Origin of the sequence: Pelomonas sp. KK5 (assembly GCF_001984095.1) — a bacterium.
Lineage (GTDB): Bacteria > Pseudomonadota > Gammaproteobacteria > Burkholderiales > Burkholderiaceae_C > KK5.
In genome coordinates, this window is record NZ_LYVQ01000147.1 from 1 (window position 1) to 16,898 (window position 16,898).

Here is a 16,898-nt window from a genome sequence, read left to right on the forward strand (position 1 = left end):
CTCTACAACACCCGCCCGCCGCTCGACCCCGAAGCCGGCCTGCGCACGCTGATCAACGAGGAGATCCTGTTCCACTTCGTCGCCGGCGAGAAGAAGGGCATGGAGCTGCTGCCCGGGCTGGCCGGCGCGCGCTGCCCGGTGCTGGTGCTGGCGGGCGAGCAGGACCCGGTCTGCCCGCTGGCCGATGCGCAGGAGATCGCCGCAGCGCTGCCGCCGCAGTGGGCGCAGTTCGTCAGCTTCCCGGGCGTGGGCCACGGCGCCTGGCGGGACGACCCCGAGGCGGCTTATCCGCTCCTGCGCGGCTTCATTGCTGAGGCGTTGTGACCAGCGACTTCAGGTCGCGGTCCAGCAGCGCCGCGTCGCCCAGGTTCATCTCGATCAGGCGGCGCAGGTGGGTGATGCTTTCCAGGTCGATGCTGCGGCAGATCATGCCGGCATGCTCGCCTTCGACATGGGCGATCTCGCCGGCCATCGCGATGGCGGTGTTGTCCAGTGCGGCCAGCTGGATGCGCAGCATGCAGGGGGCGCCGGGCGCCACGCCGCCGGCCGGCTGAAGGCGCAGCAGCGCGCCCTTCAGCGACAGGTCGAGCACCTGCACGCGCAGCGAGGCCTGGGTGGTGACCAGCTCGGCATGCGCGTCGAAGGCGACGCGGGAGAAGTTGCGGCGTTCGGACGGGGTGTCGATGGCGGGCTCCATGAGGACCCGTCGATCATATGTCCACGGGCGCGACGATGGTGCTGGTCTCGATCGCCTGGTGCAGCCGGTTCGGGATCACCGCTTCGAGGCCCATCGATTCCAGCAGGTACCAGCTGGCGCGCAGGTAGGCGGCGGTGGCGCTGCGCACCTCGTCCTCATGCTGGCCGCCGAGCTCGCTGGGACGCAGCAGGCCGAACTGGCTGCGCCGCTGCTGGGCGCTGCCGCGCGGCTCGATCGCCGGCGCCTGGTAGCGCAGCGCGATGCGGGCCAGCAGGGTCTGGATCTCGTCGGTCTGGACCTGCTCGCCGAGCAGCCGGGCCAGGTCGCCCAGCACCTGCTCGGCCGCGGCGGCCAGCAGCCGGGCCGCGTGGTCGCTGCCGCCGGCCAGGTAGAGGGCGGCCGCCAGGTCCGCGTATTCCAGCGCGGTGGCGAGGTTGGGCAGGTCCTTGTTGGATGAAGAGCTCATGGCCGGCCAAGTGTAGGCGGCGGCCGTGACGGCCGCATCCGTGCCGCTGCGGAGGTGTTTCCAATAGTTGATGGCGGCGCTGGGAGCTGCTTGCGGTCAGCCGGCGCGCGCTAAGCTGGCGGCCCTTTCTTCTGCGAGCCTACGGGAAACCACCATGTCGAACATCGATCGTCGCACCGCCATCGCCCAGCTGGGCGGCCTGGTGCTGGGCGCCTCCACCGCGCTGCCGGCCCTGGCCGACGAGGACGGCAAGACCTACGACGAGGAATCCATCCTGAAGGCCGCCACCGACTTCTTCGGCGAGACCACCGAGGGCCTGGCCAAGGTCATCGCCAAGGCCTTCAAGGAGCAGGGCCGGCCGAACGCCTTCATCCGCGGCCAGGAAGCGGCCGGCGCGCTGACCGTGGGCCTGCGCTACGGCGAGGGCGAACTGCTGATGAAGGGCAGCGAGCACGGGCCCAAGGTCTACTGGGCCGGCCCGTCGATCGGCTTCGATGCCGGCGGCAATGCGTCCAAGGTGTTCACGCTGGTCTACAAGCTGCCGCGCACGAACGCGATCTTCCAGCGCTTCCCCGGCGTGGACGGCAGCCTCTACTACATCGGCGGCGCGGGCATCAACTACCAGCGCCGCCATGGCATCACGCTGGCGCCGATCCGCCTCGGCGTGGGCCTGCGCGCCGGGGCCAGCGTCGGCTATGTCCACTACCGGCGGGAGAAGTCGATCAACCCGTTCTGACGCGCCGCCCGACGCATAACCCTGCCCCTGCACGGCAGACGCATGCGCGAAACAATGGCCGCCGAGACTCCACCAGCATCACGGAGGACACCAGCATGAACCTGATCTCGCAGTTGAGCCGGTCCGTTCATCAGCTGCAGGGCTGCCTGCACCTGGCGCAGTCCTCCTCCGCCTCGCCGGGCGTGGTGATCACCGTGGCGCTGCTCAGCGTGGCGGCGGCCTCGGTGCTGGTGCTGGCGCCCTGAACGGGTCCGTCGAGACAGTCGGTTAGCAGCCGAATCCGGTTGCAATTCGATCGAATTTTGAGGCTTGTCGTCGGGCGGGGGACGCGGCAAAGTCGGAGCTTCGACCACTGGAGATATCCACATGTCCGAGCCGACTCCGGCGACGCGCGCCACCCCCGATGCGGCGCGTCCCGCGCACAGCGCCCAGACGCTGCCCGCCCAGGAAATCAGCGCCGAGGTGCTGCTCGAGAAATACGCCAAGGGCGAGGAGCGTACGCTCGATGAACTGCGCCAGCGCGTGGCCGCCGCGCTCGCCGCCGCCGAGGCGCCCGAGAAGCGCGCCGAATGGACGGCGCGCTTCCTCGATGCCCAGCGCCGCGGCTTCATCCCGGCCGGCCGCATCCTCTCGGCCGCCGGCACCGAACTCAGCGCCACGCTGATCAACTGCTTCGTCCAGCCGGTCGGCGACTCGATCGCCACGATGGAGGACGGCCACCCGGGCATCTACACCGCGCTGACCGAGGCGGCCGAGACGATGCGCCGCGGCGGCGGCGTCGGCTACGACTTCTCGCGCATCCGCCCGCGCGGCGCCTGGGTGGGCTCCACGCGCAGCAGCGCCTCCGGGCCGGTCAGCTACATGCGCGTGTTCGACCGCAGCTGCGAGACGGTGGAGAGCGCCGGCAGCCGCCGCGGCGCGCAGATGGGCGTGCTGCGCTGCGACCACCCGGACATCGAGGAATTCATCCACGCCAAGGACCACGGCGACCTGTCCAACTTCAACGTTTCCGTCGGCGTGACCGACGCCTTCATGGAGGCCGTGCTGGCCGACCGCACGGTCGAGCTCGTGCACCGCGCCGAGCCCGGCGCCACGCAGAAGGAAGCCGGCGCCACGCAGCGCGGCGACGGCCTCTGGGTCTACCGCAAGCTGCCGGCCCGCGCGCTGTGGGACCAGGTCATGAAGTCCACCTACGACCACGCCGAACCGGGCGTGCTGTTCCTGGACCGGATCAATGCGGACAACAACCTGCATTACTGCGAGACGATTGCCAGCACAAACCCGTGTGCTGAGCAGCCTCTTCCGCCCTACGGCTGCTGCTGCCTCGGCTCCGTCGACCTAACGAAGTACGTCAGCGCACCCTTCACCCCCCAGGCGAGCTTCGACGAGGCGGGATTCGCCGAGGTCGTGGCCGTGGCCACGCGGATGCTGGACAACGTGCTCGACGTCACCCCCTGGCCCCTGCCCGCGCAGGCGGCCGAGGCGCGCAACAAGCGCCGCGTGGGCCTGGGCTTCACCGGCCTGGGCGATGCGCTGGTGATGCTGAACCTGCGCTACGACAGCGAGGAAGCGCGCGAGATGGCGCGGCGCATCTCCGAGGTAATGCGCGATGCGTCCTACCTTGCTTCCAGCGACCTGGCGGCGGAGAAGGGCGCCTTCCCGCTGTTCAACGCCGAGCTGTATCTCTCGGGCGGCAGCTTCGCCTCGCGCCTGCCGAAGGCGGTCAAGGACAGGATCCGCGCCCAGGGCCTGCGCAACTCGCACCTGCTGTCCATCGCCCCGACGGGCACCATCAGCCTGGCCTTCGCCGACAACGCCAGCAACGGCATCGAGCCGGCCTTCAGCTGGAGCTACACGCGCAAGAAGCGGGTCTCGGTGCTGGAGGGCGGCGGCTTCAAGGAGTACGCGGTCGAGGACCATGCCTGGCGCCTGTACCGCCACATGTTCGGTGAGGACGTGCCGCTGACATCGGCCTTCGTCACCGCGCTGGAACTCAGCGCGGCCGACCATGCGCAGATGGTCTCGGCGGTAGCGCCCTACATCGACACCTCCATCTCCAAGACGGTCAACGTGCCGGCCGACTATCCGTACGCCGACTTCAAGGACCTCTACATCCAGGCCTGGCGCGGCAAGCTGAAGGGTCTGGCCACCTACCGGCCCAACAGCGTGCTGGGCTCGGTGCTGAGCGTGGACACGCCGGTCAAGGAACCGGAGCCGCTGCGCCCGGCCGACGGGGCCAACCAGCGCCTGCGCGTGGACCGCCTGCCCAAGGCCGTGCTCGCTTCGCTGCGCTGGCCCAGTCGCCCCGAGATGCCCGGCGGCAACCCGGCCTGGAGCTACATGATCCAGCACCCGCACGGCGACTTCGCGCTCTTCGTCGGCGAGCTGCCGGCCGAGGGGCCGGACATGGGCCTGTTCGGCCGCACGCTGCCCTTCGAGGTGTGGGTCAACGGCGCGGAGCAGCCTCGTGGACTTTCGGCGCTGGCGAAAACCTTGTCGATGGATCTCCGCACCAACGACGCCGCCTGGCTGCGCCTGAAGCTGGACGCCCTGGCCACGGTGGCCGAGGAGCGCGCCTTCGAGATGCCGATGCCGCCCGGTGGCGACAAGCGCCTGTTCCCCGGCGTCGTCGCCGCCACCGCCGCGGTGATCCGCTGGCGCTGCGAGCAGCTCGGCGCGCTGCAGGACGAGCACGGCCCGACGCCGGTGCTGGACGCGATGTTCAGCCGCGAGGAGCCGCGCACCGGCGTCAACGGCACACTGGCCTGGGCGGTCGACGTGGACAACCCCGCCACCGGCGAGCTGTTCACCTTGACGCTGAAGGAGGTGAGCCTGCCGACGCCGGACGGCGGCACGGTCACGCGGCCTTGCGCGATGGGCTTCTCCGGCAACTACCCGAAGGCGCTCGACGGCCTCGCGCGCCTGCTCTCGCTGGACATGCGCGTGATCGACCCCGGCTGGATCGGCATGAAGCTGCGCAAGCTGCTCAACGTCGGCGAGCCGCTGGGCCACTTCATGGCGCCGGTGCCGAGCCTCTCGGGCGAGCGCCGCCAGCAGGTCTGGCCCTCGACGGTGGCCTATGTGGCGCGGCTGGTGATCCACCGCTACGCGATGCTGGGCGTGCTCGACGAAGCCGGCATGCCGCTGGTGGAGATGGGCCTGCTTCAACAGCAACAGCAGGCCCCGAAGGCGGCAAGACCTGGCACCGACATCCCGGCGATGGCCGGCAGGCCCTGCCCGGAATGCGGCAACCACACGATGATCCACAAGGACGGGTGCGATTTCTGCACTGCCTGCGGATATGTCGGCCAGTGTGGTTGAGAAGGAGCCCCTCGCCCAGTCCCGCGACGCTGAACGCGCGCGGGCCTGGTCGGTCCCCCGAGGGGACGCATTCGCCCGCGGGATCGACCCGCGGGCGAATGCCGTGGGCCGGCTTGGGGCGGCCCGGCGCTCGGCCCGGAACGCTAGAACACGTGCCGGATGCCTGCCGCCAGCCCGCTCTGCGATCCCCCCGCCACCGGCGCGCTGCCGGTGGCCGCATTGCTGACCGACAGCGCCAGCGTGCCGTCGTTGCCGATGTGGCCGGCGGTGGCGTAGACGGAAGTGCGCTTGGATAGGGTGTAGGTGCCGCGCAGGGTGAACAGCGTGGCCTGGTTGGCGCTGTCCTTGTAGTCGAGCTTGAAGAGCTCCGCGTCGAAGACGAAGTTCGGCGTGGCCGTCCAGGCGCCGGCGAGATACCAGAGATTGCTCTTCGGCGTCGTCGCGCTGCCCTCGTTCTTGCGGGCCAGCAGGCCGGCGCCGAACTTCAGCGTCGGCATAGGCTTGAACCAGCCGGCCAGGCTGGTGCGGCGGTCGGTCAGCGAGCTGCTGGTGAGGCCGGCGAAGGCGCCGGGGCCGCCGTTCAACTGGTCGACGGCCAGCGAGGCGCCCCAACTGGCGCTGTCGTACTTGGCCATCGCCGACCACTGGCGGCAGGTCTTGCTGTCGCCGGCCACTTCGCCGGGGCAGTTGGTGCCGGAGGGGCTGGGGCCGGCGTTGACGCCGTCGCGGCCGAAGCTGTAGGTGGCGCCCAGGGTCAGGCCGCTGAAGGTGCCGCGGTAGCCGATCGAGTTGTCCACCCGCGAGTTGGGCAGGTAGCTGTCCAGCGAGCCGCCGCCGAACATCGCCGGGCCGAAGATGTCGGCGTCCAGCATCGCCCAGAACAGCATCGAGTACTGGCGGCCCAGGCTCAGCGAACCCCAGTCGCCGGAGAGCCCGACCCAGGCCTGGCGGCCCCAGGCACGGCCGCCCTGGTTCAGCGTGCCGCTGTCCACGCCGAAGCCCTGCTCCAGCGTGAACTGCGCCTTCAGCCCGCCGCCGAGATCCTCGGTGCCGCGGAAGCCGATGCGCGAAGGCGAGGTGCCCGTGAGCCCGGGCATGCGGGTCAGGCTGGCGCCGGCGGCGCCGACGTTGTTGAGGTGCTCCACCGAGGCATCGAGGATGCCGTAGATGGTCACCGACTGGGCCTGCGCGGCGCCGGCGGCCAGCAGCATCAGCAGCGGGATCAGCGTCGTTGTCTTCTTCTTCATGTTGTCTCCTGGGTTATGGAATCGTGGGGGCGACGGAATACAAGACCTGCGCGTTGCGGGTCTTCTGGAACTCTTCGAGCGACTGGCCGCGCATCGCGGCATAGATGTGCAGGTTCGAGAGGCCGATGGCGGCGCCGAACTTCTCCAGCATGAAGAAGATGACGCCGTGGTGGATCAGGCCGGGCCAGTCGCGCCGGCGCACGAGGTCGCGCTCGGTGTCGCTGAGCGCGGCGCGCTCGAACTCCGCCTCCTCGTCGGCCAGGAAGGCGGCGCGCCGTTCGGGCGCGATCAGGCCGTGCAGGAAGCGGTTCAGCCGGTACGCCCTGACGCTGCGTTCCAGCGTGAACGGGTAGGTGCCAGGCAGGCGTTCGATGCCGTCGAGCTGGGCAGTTACTTGAGCGTGGTGGCGAGCCAGCGTGGACGCCGGCAGCCGCTGCGGCTGGGCCGGCTCATAGATCGCGGTGGCGATGCCGGTCATCGACGGCAGGTAGTAGCTGCGATGCAGCCGCCGCACCTGGGCCGCCAGCGCGCCGCGCATCACCAGCCACATGATCACCTCCGAGCCCTCCAGCCCGCCCAGTTCGGCCAGCTCCGCATGGGTCATGCCGGCCAGCGCCTCGGGGTCGTTCTCGAAGAGGTCCAGGAACTGCCCGTCCCACTCGGGGTTGTTGAAGCCGGCGCGCTCGCCGTGCACCTGGTGCGAAAGCCCGCCGGTGGCCACGATGGCGACCTTCAGGTCCTCGTCCGGATAGCTCTCGATCGCGCGGCGCAGCGCCTGCCCCAGCTTCCAGCAGCGCCGGGCGCTGGGAATCGGGAACTGCAGCACGCCCATCTGCAGCGGCACCAGCTTGACCGGCCAGGCCGGCTCGTGCGGGCACATCACCGACAGCGGCGAGAAGCAGCCATGGTCCAGCCCGCGGTCCTGGAAGAAGGACAGGTCGAACTCCTCGCCCATCAGCGACTGGCCGATGTGCGCGGCCAGCGCCGCATGGCCTTGCACCGGCGGCAGCTCGCGCGCGCCGCCGCCTTCGTCGGCAACCGCCCACTGCTCGCCGACGCCCAGTGTGAAGGCCGAGTAGTGGTCGAAGAAGAAGGACGTGACGTGGTCGTTGTAGATCATCAGCAGCACATCGGGCTGCTTGTCGGCGATCCACGCCTGCACGGGCGCGAAGGCCTCGAAGATCGGGGCCCACACCGGGTCCGCGCGCTTGTCGGCGTCGAAGGCGAAGCCGATCGTCGGGGTGTGGGAGGCGGCGATGCCGCCGATGATTCGCGCCATCGTATTCAGGCCCCGAAGCTGTGCACGAGCACCAGCGCGATCGACGGGAAGGCCAGCAGCAGCGCGATGCGCAGCAGGTCCGAGGCGAGGAAGGGCATCACGCCCTTGAAGGTCTCGGACAGCGGCACGTCGCGCGCGAGCCGGTTGATGATGTAGACGTTCATCCCCACCGGCGGATGGACCAGGCCGATCTCCACCACCATCAGCGCCAGGATGCCGAACCAGACGCTCTTGTCGGTGCTGCTGAGGCCGTAGAAATCGAGGCCCATCACGACCGGGTAGAAGATCGGAATGGTCAGCAGGATCATCGCCAGGCTGTCCATCACGCAGCCGAGCAGGATGTAGATGACGAGGATCGCGATCATCACCAGCATCGGGCTCAGCTGGCTGGCCTGCACCCAGGCGGCCAGTTCCACCGGCATCTGCGAGAGGGCCAGCGCGGTGTTCAGCATGTCCGCGCCGAGCAGCACGACGTAGATCATCGCGGTGGCCTGCGCGGTGCCGAGCAGGCTGGCCTTGAGCCCGCCGAGGTCCAGGTCGCCCTTGGCGATCGCCAGCAGCCCGCAGGCCGCCGCGCCGATGGCGGCCGCCTCGGTCGGGTTGGCCCAGCCGCCGTAGATGCCGACGATGACGACGACGAACACGCCCAGCACCGGCAGCACCTGGGCCAGCGCCTTCAGCCGATCGGGCCAGGGAACGACCGGGCCGGCTGGCGCGGCCAGCGGCCGGAAGGCCACGAACAGCCGCACCACGATCATGTAGCCCACCATCGCGATCACGCCGGGCAGCACCGCGGCCATGAACAGCTTGCCGATCGACTCCTGCGTCAGGATCGCGTAGATCACCAGCGGGACCGAGGGCGGGATCAGGATGCCCAGCGTGCCGCCCGCGGCCAGCGCGCCGGTGGACAGGCTGCCCGCATAGCCGAAGCGGCGCAGCTCGGGCAGGGCGACCTGGCCCATCGTGGCGGCGGTGGCGAGCGAGGAGCCGCAGATCGCGCCGAAGCCCGCGCAGGCCCCCACCGCGGCCATCGCGATGCCGCCGCGCAGATGGCCCATGAAGGCCGCGACGAAGCGGAACAGTGCCTTGCTCAGGCCGCCGTGCGTGGCGAACTGGCCCATCAGCAGGAACAGCGGGATCACCGCGATGTCGTAGTTCGAGAGCCGCGCATAGGCCAGTGTCTTCAGCGCCGCCAGCAGCCGCACCGTCTCGAAATCGCTGAGCGCCCAGTAGCCGGCCGCGCCCATCGTGAACATCGCGATGCCGATGGGCACGCGCAAGGCGAGCAACACCATCAGCGCGAGGAAGATCGTCGATCCGATCTGGATGCCGCTCATGCTCGTGCCTCCACCGCATGCTGCCAGGCGCGATACAGGCCGGCCAGCGCCAGCAGCGCGAAGCCCGGCACCATCGCCATCTGCGGCATCCACAGCGGCCAGTCGACCAGCATGCTGTGCTCGCCGGCCTCGCGCACGACCAGCGCGCCGGCGGCCGATCGCCACGCGATCACGGCGCCGAACAGCGCCACCAGCAGCGAGCCGAAGGCATCGAGCGCGTGGACGATGCGCGGCGACAGCTTGGCGGTGAAGAAGTCCACCTTCACGTCGCTGCCGCTCAGGTGGCACCAGGCAAAGAAGCAGGCGGAGGCGAAGGCCGCGCACATCTGCAGCATCTCCACGTCGCCGGGGATCGGCTGCGAGAACAGTTTGCGGCCGGAGATCGAGACCACGCTCATCACGACGATGGCGACGAAGACCAGCGCGCCGAAGATGGCGAAGGCGCGGCAGGTGGTGGCGAGGGCATGGCCCCATCGCCCCGTGGGCAAGGGCGGGGCGGCAATCGGTTCGGACATCGGAGGGCTCTTCTTCAGTTCTTCTGGTACTTCGCGATCAGCGCCTTCGCGCTGTCCAGCAGCTGCTGGCCGTTCATGCCCTTGGCGGTCGTCTCGGCCACCCAGGCATCGGTGACGCCCTGCGCCGCCTTCTTCCAGTTCGCCAGCTCGGCCTTGGGGATCACATTGGTCGTGTTGCCCTTGGTGAGCTTCTTGCCCTCGGCATCGGCCTGCACGAAGACGGCGCCGATGTGCGCTGACAGATCCGCGCCGCTGTTGGCGTCGATCACCTTCTTCAGCTCCGGCGGCAGGCTGTCGTAGCGCGCCTTGTTCATCGCGAACACGAAGGTGGAGGTGTAGATGGCCGGCTCCGACGGATCGGTCTCCGAATGGAACTTCACCAGCTCCTGGATCTTCACCGAGGGCACGACTTCATAAGGCACCAGCGCCCCGTCGATCACGCCCTTGGCCAGCGCATCGCCCACCTGCGGCACCGGCATCGCCACCGGCGTTGCGCCCAGGGCGGCCAGCAGCTTGTTGGTCTGCCGCGTCGGGGCGCGCAGCTTCATGCCCTTGAAATCGGCCAGCGTGCGGATGGGGTGGTTGACCATGTGGAACACGCCGTCGCCGTGGACGTGGAAGGCCAGCGGATGGACAGCCTTGAACTCGTCGGCGGCATTGGCCTGCACGTAGTCCCACAGCGCATGGCTGGTGGCCGAGGGGCTCTGCATCATGAAGGGCAGCTCGAAGGCCTCGATGCGCGGGAAGCGGCCGGGCGTGTAGCCGGGCAGGGTCCAGATCACGTCGACGATGCCGTCACGGAGCTGGTCCACCAGCTGCGGCGGCGTGCCGCCGAGCTGCATCGAGGGGTAGATCTGGCAGCGGATCTTCCTGGCCGACTCGGCCGCGATCTTGTCGCACCAGGGCTGGATGAACATCTGCTGCGCATAGGAGCTGGCCGGCAGGAAGTGGTGGACCTTCAGCACCACCTCGTCGGCTGCATGGGCCACGGGAACGGTGGCGCAGGAAGCGAACAGGCAGGCCAGGGCCGCGGCGCGGCTGAAGCGGCGCATCGTCATTCGGGTGTCTCCTCGTTGTGATGCGGCGCAGTCTAGGAATCGAGACACTTCTTAACGAGATGGCGGCGCTGCCGGCGTGATAACCCGTGGTTATCATGGTTGACCATGAGGCCCCCACGCTCACTCCATTCGCTGCCCCCCGAGGGGGCGCTCAGCGCCTTCGGGCGGCCGGGCGGCGCTGCATGAAACTGACGAACCTGCGCGCCTTCGTCGCCGCGATCGAGGAAGGCAGCCTGCGGGCCGCGGCCCGGCGCATCGGCGTCTCCCAGCCGGCGCTGACCAAGATGATCCGCGAGCTGGAGCGCGAGCTCGCCACCACGCTGCTGCTGCGTTCCACCACCGGGGTGCTGGCCACCGCGCAAGGCATGGTGTTGTACGAACGCGCCATCGCGGCGGACCGCGAGCTGGCCCATGCGGTCGACCAGATCCAGCAGCTCGGCGGCCGCATGACCGGCACGCTGGCGATCGGCGCGGTGCCGCTGGCGGTGATGCTGCTGGTGCCCGAGGCGCTGCGCACCTTCGGCCAGGAGTTCCCCGAGATCCAGCTGCGCATCATCGAGGAGCTCTACATCGCGCAGCTCACGCGGCTGCGCAAGGGCGAGGTGGACATCGCGCTGGGCCCGCTGCCCGAGCACCTGCCGCCGGGCGAGTTCATCGTCGAGAAGCTGATGCCGATCGACATGGTGATCGTCGTGCGCAAGGGCAACCCGCTGGCGCGCGCCCGCAGCCTGGCCGAGCTGGGCGATGCGCCCTGGGTCTACACCGGCGCCTCGGCCGATGCCGGCTACGCCAAGATGCTGTTCGAGACCCACGGCCTGAAGCCGCCGCCGGCCGGCGCGCTGGTCAACTCGACGCTGGGGCTGCTCTCGGTGATCGCCAGCGGCAATATCGTCGGCCTGCTGCCGCACCAGATCGCGGTGAACCCGTTTGCCATGCACCACCTGCAGGTCGTGCCGGTGGCCGAGGGGCCGTTGAAGCTGACACTGGGCGCGCTGGCGCGGGCGGAGACGGCGCTGAAGCCGAGCGTGCGCCACTTCCTGGCCCACCTGCACCGGGCCGCGCACTACCTCACCCGAACCGCCTGAGTCAGTCGACCGTCGGTTCCGACAGCAGCAGCCGTTCCATCAAGGCGCTGCGCTGCGCCTTCAGCTCGGCCGAGCCCTGGTGGGCCATCAGCGACTCGCCCAGCTCGTAGGCATAGAGCAGCTGCGCGCGCTGGCGCGCATCGGGGATGCTGAAGCCCAGCGCGCTGAAGCACTGGGCGATGTAGGAGACGCGCATCGCGTCGGCCTCGTCCACCGCGTGACGGGCCATCGGGTCGCGGCGCGCCCAGTCGCGGATCGCCAGCTCCACCCGCGCCGCGCGCAGCGCGGCCCGGCCGCGGAAGGGCAGGGACAGCAGCTTGTGGATCAGCTCGCGCGGGTCGGCGCTGGCGTCGGAGAAGCGCTGGTTGACCTGCACCGTGGCCAGCTCGCGCCAGGCCTGCAGCATGCGCTGCAGCAGCTCGTCGCGGTCCTTGAAGTGCCAGTAGAAGCTGCCGCGGGTGACGCCCAACTGCCTGGCGATCACGTCCACGCGGACATGCTCCGCGCCGCCGTCGACCAGCAGTTGCGTCGCGGCTTCGATCCAGTGCTCGGGCGTCAGCGGGTTGGGCATGTGATCGGCGTAAACCCCAGTTTCTTCGGTGCGGAGATTTTCTACCATTTGTCCATACACCGATGTATGGATGAGGAAAAATTCCGATGCCGCCCTTCCTGCTCGACCCGCGCCTGATGGCCCCGCCGCGCACGCTGCGCGAGGACCGCGCCGACGGCAGCTTCGTGCTGCGCGCGGCCGAGGCGCTGGTGCCGTACGAGCGCTGCGTCGGCGAATGGATCGAGCGCTGGGCGCGCGAGACGCCGGAGGCCATCGTGCTGGCCGAGCGCGTCGGGAAGGAGGGGGCAGACGGCTGGCGGCGCCTCAGCTGGCGCGGCCTGCGCGAGCAGATCGGCGCGGTCGCCCAGGGCCTGCTGGGCCTGGACCTGCCGCCCGGCCGGCCGCTGGCCATCCTCTCCGACAACGCGATCGAGCATGCGGTGCTGGCGCTGGCGGCCATGCACGTGGGCCTGGTGCCCTGCACCGTCTCCAGCGCCTACTCGCGGCTCAGTAAGGACCACGCGCGGCTGCGCGGCATCCTGCAGGCGCTGAAGCCCTCGTTGGTGTACGCATCAGATGCAGCGGTGTATGGAGCGGCGCTGGCCTGCTGCGACGCGGACGTGATCCGCGTCGTCGGCCGGGGCGCGGAGCAGGTGAAAGGCGCCTTGCCCTTCGAGGCGCTGGCCCGCACCCGCGAGACCCCGGCCGTGATGGAACGCTTCGCCGCGATCCGCCCCGACGATCACGCCAAGTACCTGCTCACCTCCGGCTCCACCGGCGTGCCCAAGGTCGTCATCAACACCCACCGGATGCTCTGCGCCAACCAGCAGATGATCGTCCAGGCCTGGCGCTTCCTGGCGCACGAGAAGCCGCAGCTGCTGGACTGGCTGCCCTGGAGCCACACCTTCGGCGGCAACCACAACTTCAATATGGTGCTGGCCCATGGCGGCACGCTGCATATCGACGACGGCCGCCCGATGCCGGGCCTGATCGATCGCACCTTGCGCAACCTGGCCGACTGCGCGCCCACGCTGCACTTCAACGTGCCCCGCGGGCTGGACATGCTGCTGCCGGCGCTGGAGCTTGACGAGGCACTGGCCCGTCGCTTCCTCTCGCAGCTGCGCGGCGTGTTCTATGCCGGCGCCGGCCTGCCGCAGGCCACCTGGGACCGGCTGCAGGGGCTGGCCACGCGATTGCGCGGCGAGCCGCTGTGGCTCACGACCTCCTGGGGCTCCACCGAGACCGCGCCGGCGATCACGATGGCCCACTTCTGGCTTGAGCGGGCCGGCTGCATCGGCGTGCCGCTGCCGGGCGTGGCGCTGAAGTTCCTGCCCAACGGCGGCAAGCTGGAGATGCGGGTCAAGAGCGAGGCGCTGTTCCCCGGCTACCGCGATGCGCCGGCGCTCACTGCCGAGGCCTTCGACGAGGAGGGCTACTACCGCATCGGCGATGCCGGCCGGCTCGTCGACGAGGCGCATCCCGAGCGCGGCGTGATGTTCGACGGCCGCGTGGCGGAGGACTTCAAGCTCGCCACCGGCACCTGGGTCTCGGTCGGCACGCTGCGGGTGCGGCTGTGCTCGGCGCTGTCGCCGCTGGCGCAGGACGTGGTGCTGACCGGCCATGACCGCAACGAGCTCGGCGCGCTGGTCTTCCTCTCCGCCGCCGGCCTGGCTCTGCCGCCCGAGCAACGGCGCGATCGGGTGCGCGCCGCGCTGCAGGCCTTCGCCGCGGACGGCGAGGGCGGCAGCGCCTCGCATCCCGTACGCGCCCTGCTGCTGGAAACGGGGCCGGTGATGGAGGCCGGCGAGATCACCGACAAGGGCTACATCAACCAGCGCGCGGTGCTGCAGCGCCGCGCGGCGGACGTCGAGGCGCTGTACGGCGAGGCCGACGACCCACGCAAGCTAACTCTGAAGTTCAACGCATGACCGATTCGTCTTCATTCGCCCCCGTCGAGGGGCCGCTGTCCCAGCTAGGCCTGCTGCGCGCCACGCAGGACGGCCACGGCGTCATGCACCTGAGCCTGGCCCGCCCGGCCAAGCGCAATGCGCTGAACGACGCGCTGATCGCCGAGCTGCACATGGCCCTGGCCGGCGCGCCGGCCGATGTGCGCGCCATCGTCGTCAGCGGGGAGGGCGAGCATTTCTGCGCCGGGCTGGACCTCTCGGACCTCAGCGAGCGCTCGGTGGCCGAAGGGGTGCTGCACTCGCGCAGCTGGCATGCGGCCTTCGACCAGCTGCAGTTCGGCCGCGCGCCGGTGGTGGTGGCACTGCAGGGCGCGGTGGTCGGCGGCGGCTTCGAGCTGGCCGCCAGCGCCCACATCCGCGTGGCCGACCGCACGGCCTTCTTCGCGCTGCCCGAGGGCCAGCGCGGCATCTTCGTCGGCGGCGGCGGCTCGGCGCGCATCCCGCGGCTGATCGGCGTGGCGCGGATGAGCGACATGATGCTCACCGGCCGCGTACTCGGCGCCGAGGAGGCGCTGGCCGCCGGTTGCTGCAGCTATGTGACCGAGCCCGGCGCGGCGCTGGACAAGGCGATCGAGCTGGCGCGCCGCATCGCCGCCAACGCGCCGCTGTCCAACTTCGCCGTGATGCATGCGCTGCCGCGCATCGCCGACATGGCGCAGGGCGAGGGCCTGTTCGTCGAATCGCTGATGGCCGCCATCGCCCAGGGCGACGAGGCGGCCAAGCAGCGCATCCGCGACTTCCTCGACAAGCGCGCCGCCAAGGTGGAAAGGCCGCAGCAATCATGATGTTCCAGCGCTTCGACGACGCCTGGCTGCTCGACGGCCTGCGCACCCCGATGGTCGACTACTGCGGCGCCTTCGCCTCGGTCAACCCGATCGACCTGGGCATCAAGGCCGCCCGCGCGGTGCTGGCGCGCAGCGGTGTGGCGGCGGCCGGCATCGACTCGGTCCTCGCCGGCAATATGGCGCCCGGCGGCTTCGACCAGTTCTACGTGCCGCGCCACATCGGCCTGTACGCCGGCGTGCCGCAGCAGGTGCCGGCGCTGATGGTGCAGCGCATCTGCGGCACCGGCTTCGAGCTGTTCCGCCAGGCCGGCGAGCAGATCGCCGCCGGCACGGCCCAGCGGGTGCTGCTGGTGGGCACCGAGTCGATGACCCGCAACCCGGTCGCCGCCTTCGACCACCGCCAGGGCTTCACGCTGGGCGCGCCGGTGGGCTTCAAGGACTTCATGTGGGAGGCGCTGACCGACCCGGCCACCGGCGTCTCGATGATCCAGACGGCCGAGAACCTGGCGCAGCGCTACGGCATCTCGCGCGAAGACGTGGATGCATTCGCTTCACGCTCCTTCGAGCGGGCGGTGGCGGCGCAGGAGGCCGGCTGGTTCGACGGCGAGATCGTGCCGGTCAGTAACGAGTCATTCGAGCTGACCGGCTTCAGGCCGCGTGGCATCCGCCTGGCCGGCAAGGTGGCGCTGGCCGACCGCGACACCCACCCGCGCCGCTCACCGCCCGAGGTGCTGGCGAAGCTGCGCAGCGTCTACCCGGGCGGCGTGCAGAGCGGCGGCAACAGCTCGGCGCTGACCGATGCGGCCGCGGCGGCCGTGCTCGTCAGCGGGGCGGCGCTGGACCGCGCGCCGCTGGCCCGCCTGGCTGCGGCGGCGGTGGTCGGCGTCGAGCCGGCCTACATGGGCATCGGCCCGGCGCCGGCGATCCGGCTGCTGCTGGAGCGCAGCGGCCTGCGGCTCGGCGACATCGCCCGCTTCGAGATCAACGAGGCCCAGGGCGCGCAGATCCTGGCCGTGCAGCGCGAGCTGGGCCTGGACGAAGAGAAGCTCAACGTTCACGGCGGCGCGATCGCGCTGGGCCACCCGCTGGCCGCCACCGGCGTGCGGCTCACCGTCAGCGTGGCCCGGCAGTTGAAGGACATCGGCGCGCGCTGGGGCATCGCCTCGGCCTGCGTCGGCGGCGGGCAGGGCATCGCCCTGCTGATCGAGAACCCACAACAAGGAGACAGGACGCGATGAACATCGATGCACAGGCCGCCATCGTCACCGGCGGCGGCTCCGGCCTCGGCGCCGCCACCGCCCGCGAGCTGGCCCGCCGCGGCGCGCGGGTGACGGTGCTGGACGTCAACGAGGCCCAGGCCCGCGCGGTGGCCGGCGAGATCGGCGGGCTCGCCGTCCGCTGCGACATCACCTCCGGGCCCGAGGTCGAAGCCGCGCTGGCGCAGGCCGAAGCCGCCCACGGCCCGGCCCGCATCGTGATGAACATCGCCGGCATCGGCACGGCCAGGCGGGTGATCGCCAAGGACGGCTCGCCAGCCCCGCTGGAGGACTTCGAGCGCGTCGTCAGGGTCAACCTGATCGGCACCTACAACGTGATCCGCCTCGCCGCCTCCCGCATGGCGAAGCTGGAGCCGCTGGAGGACGGCGAGCGCGGCTTCATGTTGATGACCGCCTCGGTCGCCGCCTACGACGGGCAGGTCGGCCAGCAGGGCTATGCGGCGAGCAAGGGAGGCATCGTCTCGATGACGCTGCCGATGGCGCGCGACCTGGCGCAGCACGGCATCCGCATCGTCACGATCGCGCCGGGCCTGTTCCACACGCCGCTGATGGAGACGCTGCCGCCCGAGGTGCAGGCC

General features: G+C 70.3%; 17 protein-coding genes. 9 read left to right on the plus strand and 8 right to left on the minus strand.

The window, feature by feature from the left end:
- Positions 1–324: alpha/beta fold hydrolase (locus B0W88_RS20935; protein WP_198937894.1), on the plus strand; the 324-nt coding region annotated here is incomplete at its 5' end.
- Here B0W88_RS20935 and B0W88_RS20940 read toward each other — a convergent pair.
- Together B0W88_RS20940 and B0W88_RS20945 are read right to left on the minus strand one after the other, a co-directional pair.
- Positions 305–697: a PilZ domain-containing protein gene (locus tag B0W88_RS20940; RefSeq protein ID WP_077036573.1), complete on the minus strand. Its 393-nt coding sequence runs from the start codon at positions 695–697 to the stop codon at positions 305–307. The two genes, B0W88_RS20935 and B0W88_RS20940, sit on opposite strands and share 20 nt — an antisense overlap.
- Positions 698–710: 13 nt before the next feature.
- Positions 711–1,163, minus strand: coding sequence for a hypothetical protein (locus B0W88_RS20945; RefSeq protein WP_077036574.1), 453 nt, complete (start codon positions 1,161–1,163; stop codon positions 711–713).
- Positions 1,164–1,317: 154 nt separating this feature from the next.
- Here B0W88_RS20945 and B0W88_RS20950 point away from each other — a divergent pair, with 154 nt between their 5' ends.
- The 3 genes from B0W88_RS20950 (at position 1,318) to B0W88_RS20955 (ending at position 5,220) form a co-directional block, all read left to right on the plus strand.
- On the plus strand, positions 1,318–1,899 hold the full coding sequence (locus B0W88_RS20950) for a DUF1134 domain-containing protein (protein ID WP_077036575.1): 582 nt from the start codon (positions 1,318–1,320) through the stop codon (positions 1,897–1,899).
- 95 nt (positions 1,900–1,994) lie between these two features.
- On the plus strand, positions 1,995–2,144 hold the full coding sequence (locus B0W88_RS33755; protein ID WP_158080903.1) for a hypothetical protein: 150 nt from the start codon (positions 1,995–1,997) through the stop codon (positions 2,142–2,144).
- Between the two features lie 121 nt (positions 2,145–2,265).
- Positions 2,266–5,220 (plus strand): adenosylcobalamin-dependent ribonucleoside-diphosphate reductase, encoded by a 2,955-nt coding sequence (locus B0W88_RS20955; RefSeq protein WP_077036576.1) that lies wholly within the window; start codon positions 2,266–2,268, stop codon positions 5,218–5,220.
- 143 nt (positions 5,221–5,363) lie between these two features.
- On the opposite strand, the gene B0W88_RS20960 is transcribed toward B0W88_RS20955, so the two are convergent.
- Genes B0W88_RS20960 through B0W88_RS20980 form a run of 5 tightly spaced genes read right to left on the minus strand, consistent with a single transcriptional unit; the run spans position 5,364 to position 10,656 of the window.
- Positions 5,364–6,467 (minus strand): porin, encoded by a 1,104-nt coding sequence (locus B0W88_RS20960; RefSeq protein ID WP_077036577.1) that lies wholly within the window; start codon positions 6,465–6,467, stop codon positions 5,364–5,366.
- Positions 6,468–6,480: 13 nt separating this feature from the next.
- A complete protein-coding gene (locus B0W88_RS20965; RefSeq protein WP_077036578.1) occupies positions 6,481–7,746 on the minus strand; it encodes a gallate dioxygenase in 1,266 nt (421 codons plus the stop codon).
- A 5-nt stretch (positions 7,747–7,751) separates the two neighbouring features.
- Positions 7,752–9,083 carry a TRAP transporter large permease gene (locus B0W88_RS20970; protein ID WP_077036579.1) on the minus strand — a complete coding sequence of 444 codons (1,332 nt, stop codon included), beginning with the start codon at positions 9,081–9,083 and terminating at the stop codon, positions 7,752–7,754.
- Complete coding sequence (locus tag B0W88_RS20975) at positions 9,080–9,598, minus strand: TRAP transporter small permease (protein WP_077036580.1); 519 nt, start codon at positions 9,596–9,598, stop codon at positions 9,080–9,082. The genes B0W88_RS20970 and B0W88_RS20975 overlap by 4 nt, the downstream gene beginning before the upstream one ends.
- Before the next feature lie 14 nt (positions 9,599–9,612).
- Positions 9,613–10,656: a TRAP transporter substrate-binding protein gene (locus B0W88_RS20980; protein WP_144006870.1), complete on the minus strand. Its 1,044-nt coding sequence runs from the start codon at positions 10,654–10,656 to the stop codon at positions 9,613–9,615.
- Positions 10,657–10,838: 182 nt separating this feature from the next.
- Between B0W88_RS20980 and B0W88_RS20985 the strand changes: the two genes are divergently transcribed.
- Positions 10,839–11,741 (plus strand): LysR family transcriptional regulator, encoded by a 903-nt coding sequence (locus B0W88_RS20985; protein WP_077036581.1) that lies wholly within the window; start codon positions 10,839–10,841, stop codon positions 11,739–11,741.
- Between the two features lies 1 nt (position 11,742).
- Here the strand turns inward: B0W88_RS20985 and B0W88_RS20990 are convergent, their stop codons facing one another.
- Positions 11,743–12,312 (minus strand): TetR/AcrR family transcriptional regulator, encoded by a 570-nt coding sequence (locus tag B0W88_RS20990; RefSeq protein WP_077036582.1) that lies wholly within the window; start codon positions 12,310–12,312, stop codon positions 11,743–11,745.
- A gap of 86 nt (positions 12,313–12,398) precedes the next feature.
- On the opposite strand from B0W88_RS20990, the gene B0W88_RS20995 reads away from it, so the two are divergent.
- From B0W88_RS20995 to B0W88_RS21010, 4 genes are all read left to right on the plus strand, one after another.
- Positions 12,399–14,219, plus strand: coding sequence for a feruloyl-CoA synthase (locus B0W88_RS20995; RefSeq protein WP_077036583.1), 1,821 nt, complete (start codon positions 12,399–12,401; stop codon positions 14,217–14,219).
- An 83-nt stretch (positions 14,220–14,302) separates the two neighbouring features.
- A complete protein-coding gene (locus B0W88_RS21000) occupies positions 14,303–15,043 on the plus strand; it encodes a crotonase/enoyl-CoA hydratase family protein (RefSeq protein ID WP_233151792.1) in 741 nt (246 codons plus the stop codon).
- Positions 15,040–16,281 (plus strand): thiolase family protein, encoded by a 1,242-nt coding sequence (locus tag B0W88_RS21005; protein WP_077036585.1) that lies wholly within the window; start codon positions 15,040–15,042, stop codon positions 16,279–16,281. Before B0W88_RS21000 ends, B0W88_RS21005 begins: the two co-directional genes overlap by 4 nt.
- Positions 16,278–16,898 (plus strand): SDR family NAD(P)-dependent oxidoreductase (locus tag B0W88_RS21010; protein WP_077036586.1); only part of this gene is annotated, 621 nt, incomplete at its 3' end. The genes B0W88_RS21005 and B0W88_RS21010, both read left to right, overlap by 4 nt.

What these genes read in the sequence shown, in the direction of transcription:
- B0W88_RS20940 (WP_077036573.1), bottom strand. Translation starts at nt 697, where the DNA reads ATGGAGCCCGCCATCGACACCCCGTCCGAACGCCGCAACTTCTCCCGC.
- B0W88_RS20945 (WP_077036574.1), bottom strand. Translation starts at nt 1,163, where the DNA reads ATGAGCTCTTCATCCAACAAGGACCTGCCCAACCTCGCCACCGCGCTG.
- B0W88_RS20950 (WP_077036575.1), top strand. Translation starts at nt 1,318, where the DNA reads ATGTCGAACATCGATCGTCGCACCGCCATCGCCCAGCTGGGCGGCCTG.
- B0W88_RS33755 (WP_158080903.1), top strand. Translation starts at nt 1,995, where the DNA reads ATGAACCTGATCTCGCAGTTGAGCCGGTCCGTTCATCAGCTGCAGGGC.
- B0W88_RS20955 (WP_077036576.1), top strand. Translation starts at nt 2,266, where the DNA reads ATGTCCGAGCCGACTCCGGCGACGCGCGCCACCCCCGATGCGGCGCGT.
- B0W88_RS20960 (WP_077036577.1), bottom strand. Translation starts at nt 6,467, where the DNA reads ATGAAGAAGAAGACAACGACGCTGATCCCGCTGCTGATGCTGCTGGCC.
- B0W88_RS20965 (WP_077036578.1), bottom strand. Translation starts at nt 7,746, where the DNA reads ATGGCGCGAATCATCGGCGGCATCGCCGCCTCCCACACCCCGACGATC.
- B0W88_RS20970 (WP_077036579.1), bottom strand. Translation starts at nt 9,083, where the DNA reads ATGAGCGGCATCCAGATCGGATCGACGATCTTCCTCGCGCTGATGGTG.
- B0W88_RS20975 (WP_077036580.1), bottom strand. Translation starts at nt 9,598, where the DNA reads ATGTCCGAACCGATTGCCGCCCCGCCCTTGCCCACGGGGCGATGGGGC.
- B0W88_RS20980 (WP_144006870.1), bottom strand. Translation starts at nt 10,656, where the DNA reads ATGACGATGCGCCGCTTCAGCCGCGCCGCGGCCCTGGCCTGCCTGTTC.
- B0W88_RS20985 (WP_077036581.1), top strand. Translation starts at nt 10,839, where the DNA reads ATGAAACTGACGAACCTGCGCGCCTTCGTCGCCGCGATCGAGGAAGGC.
- B0W88_RS20990 (WP_077036582.1), bottom strand. Translation starts at nt 12,312, where the DNA reads ATGCCCAACCCGCTGACGCCCGAGCACTGGATCGAAGCCGCGACGCAA.
- B0W88_RS20995 (WP_077036583.1), top strand. Translation starts at nt 12,399, where the DNA reads ATGCCGCCCTTCCTGCTCGACCCGCGCCTGATGGCCCCGCCGCGCACG.
- B0W88_RS21000 (WP_233151792.1), top strand. Translation starts at nt 14,303, where the DNA reads ATGCACCTGAGCCTGGCCCGCCCGGCCAAGCGCAATGCGCTGAACGAC.
- B0W88_RS21005 (WP_077036585.1), top strand. Translation starts at nt 15,040, where the DNA reads ATGATGTTCCAGCGCTTCGACGACGCCTGGCTGCTCGACGGCCTGCGC.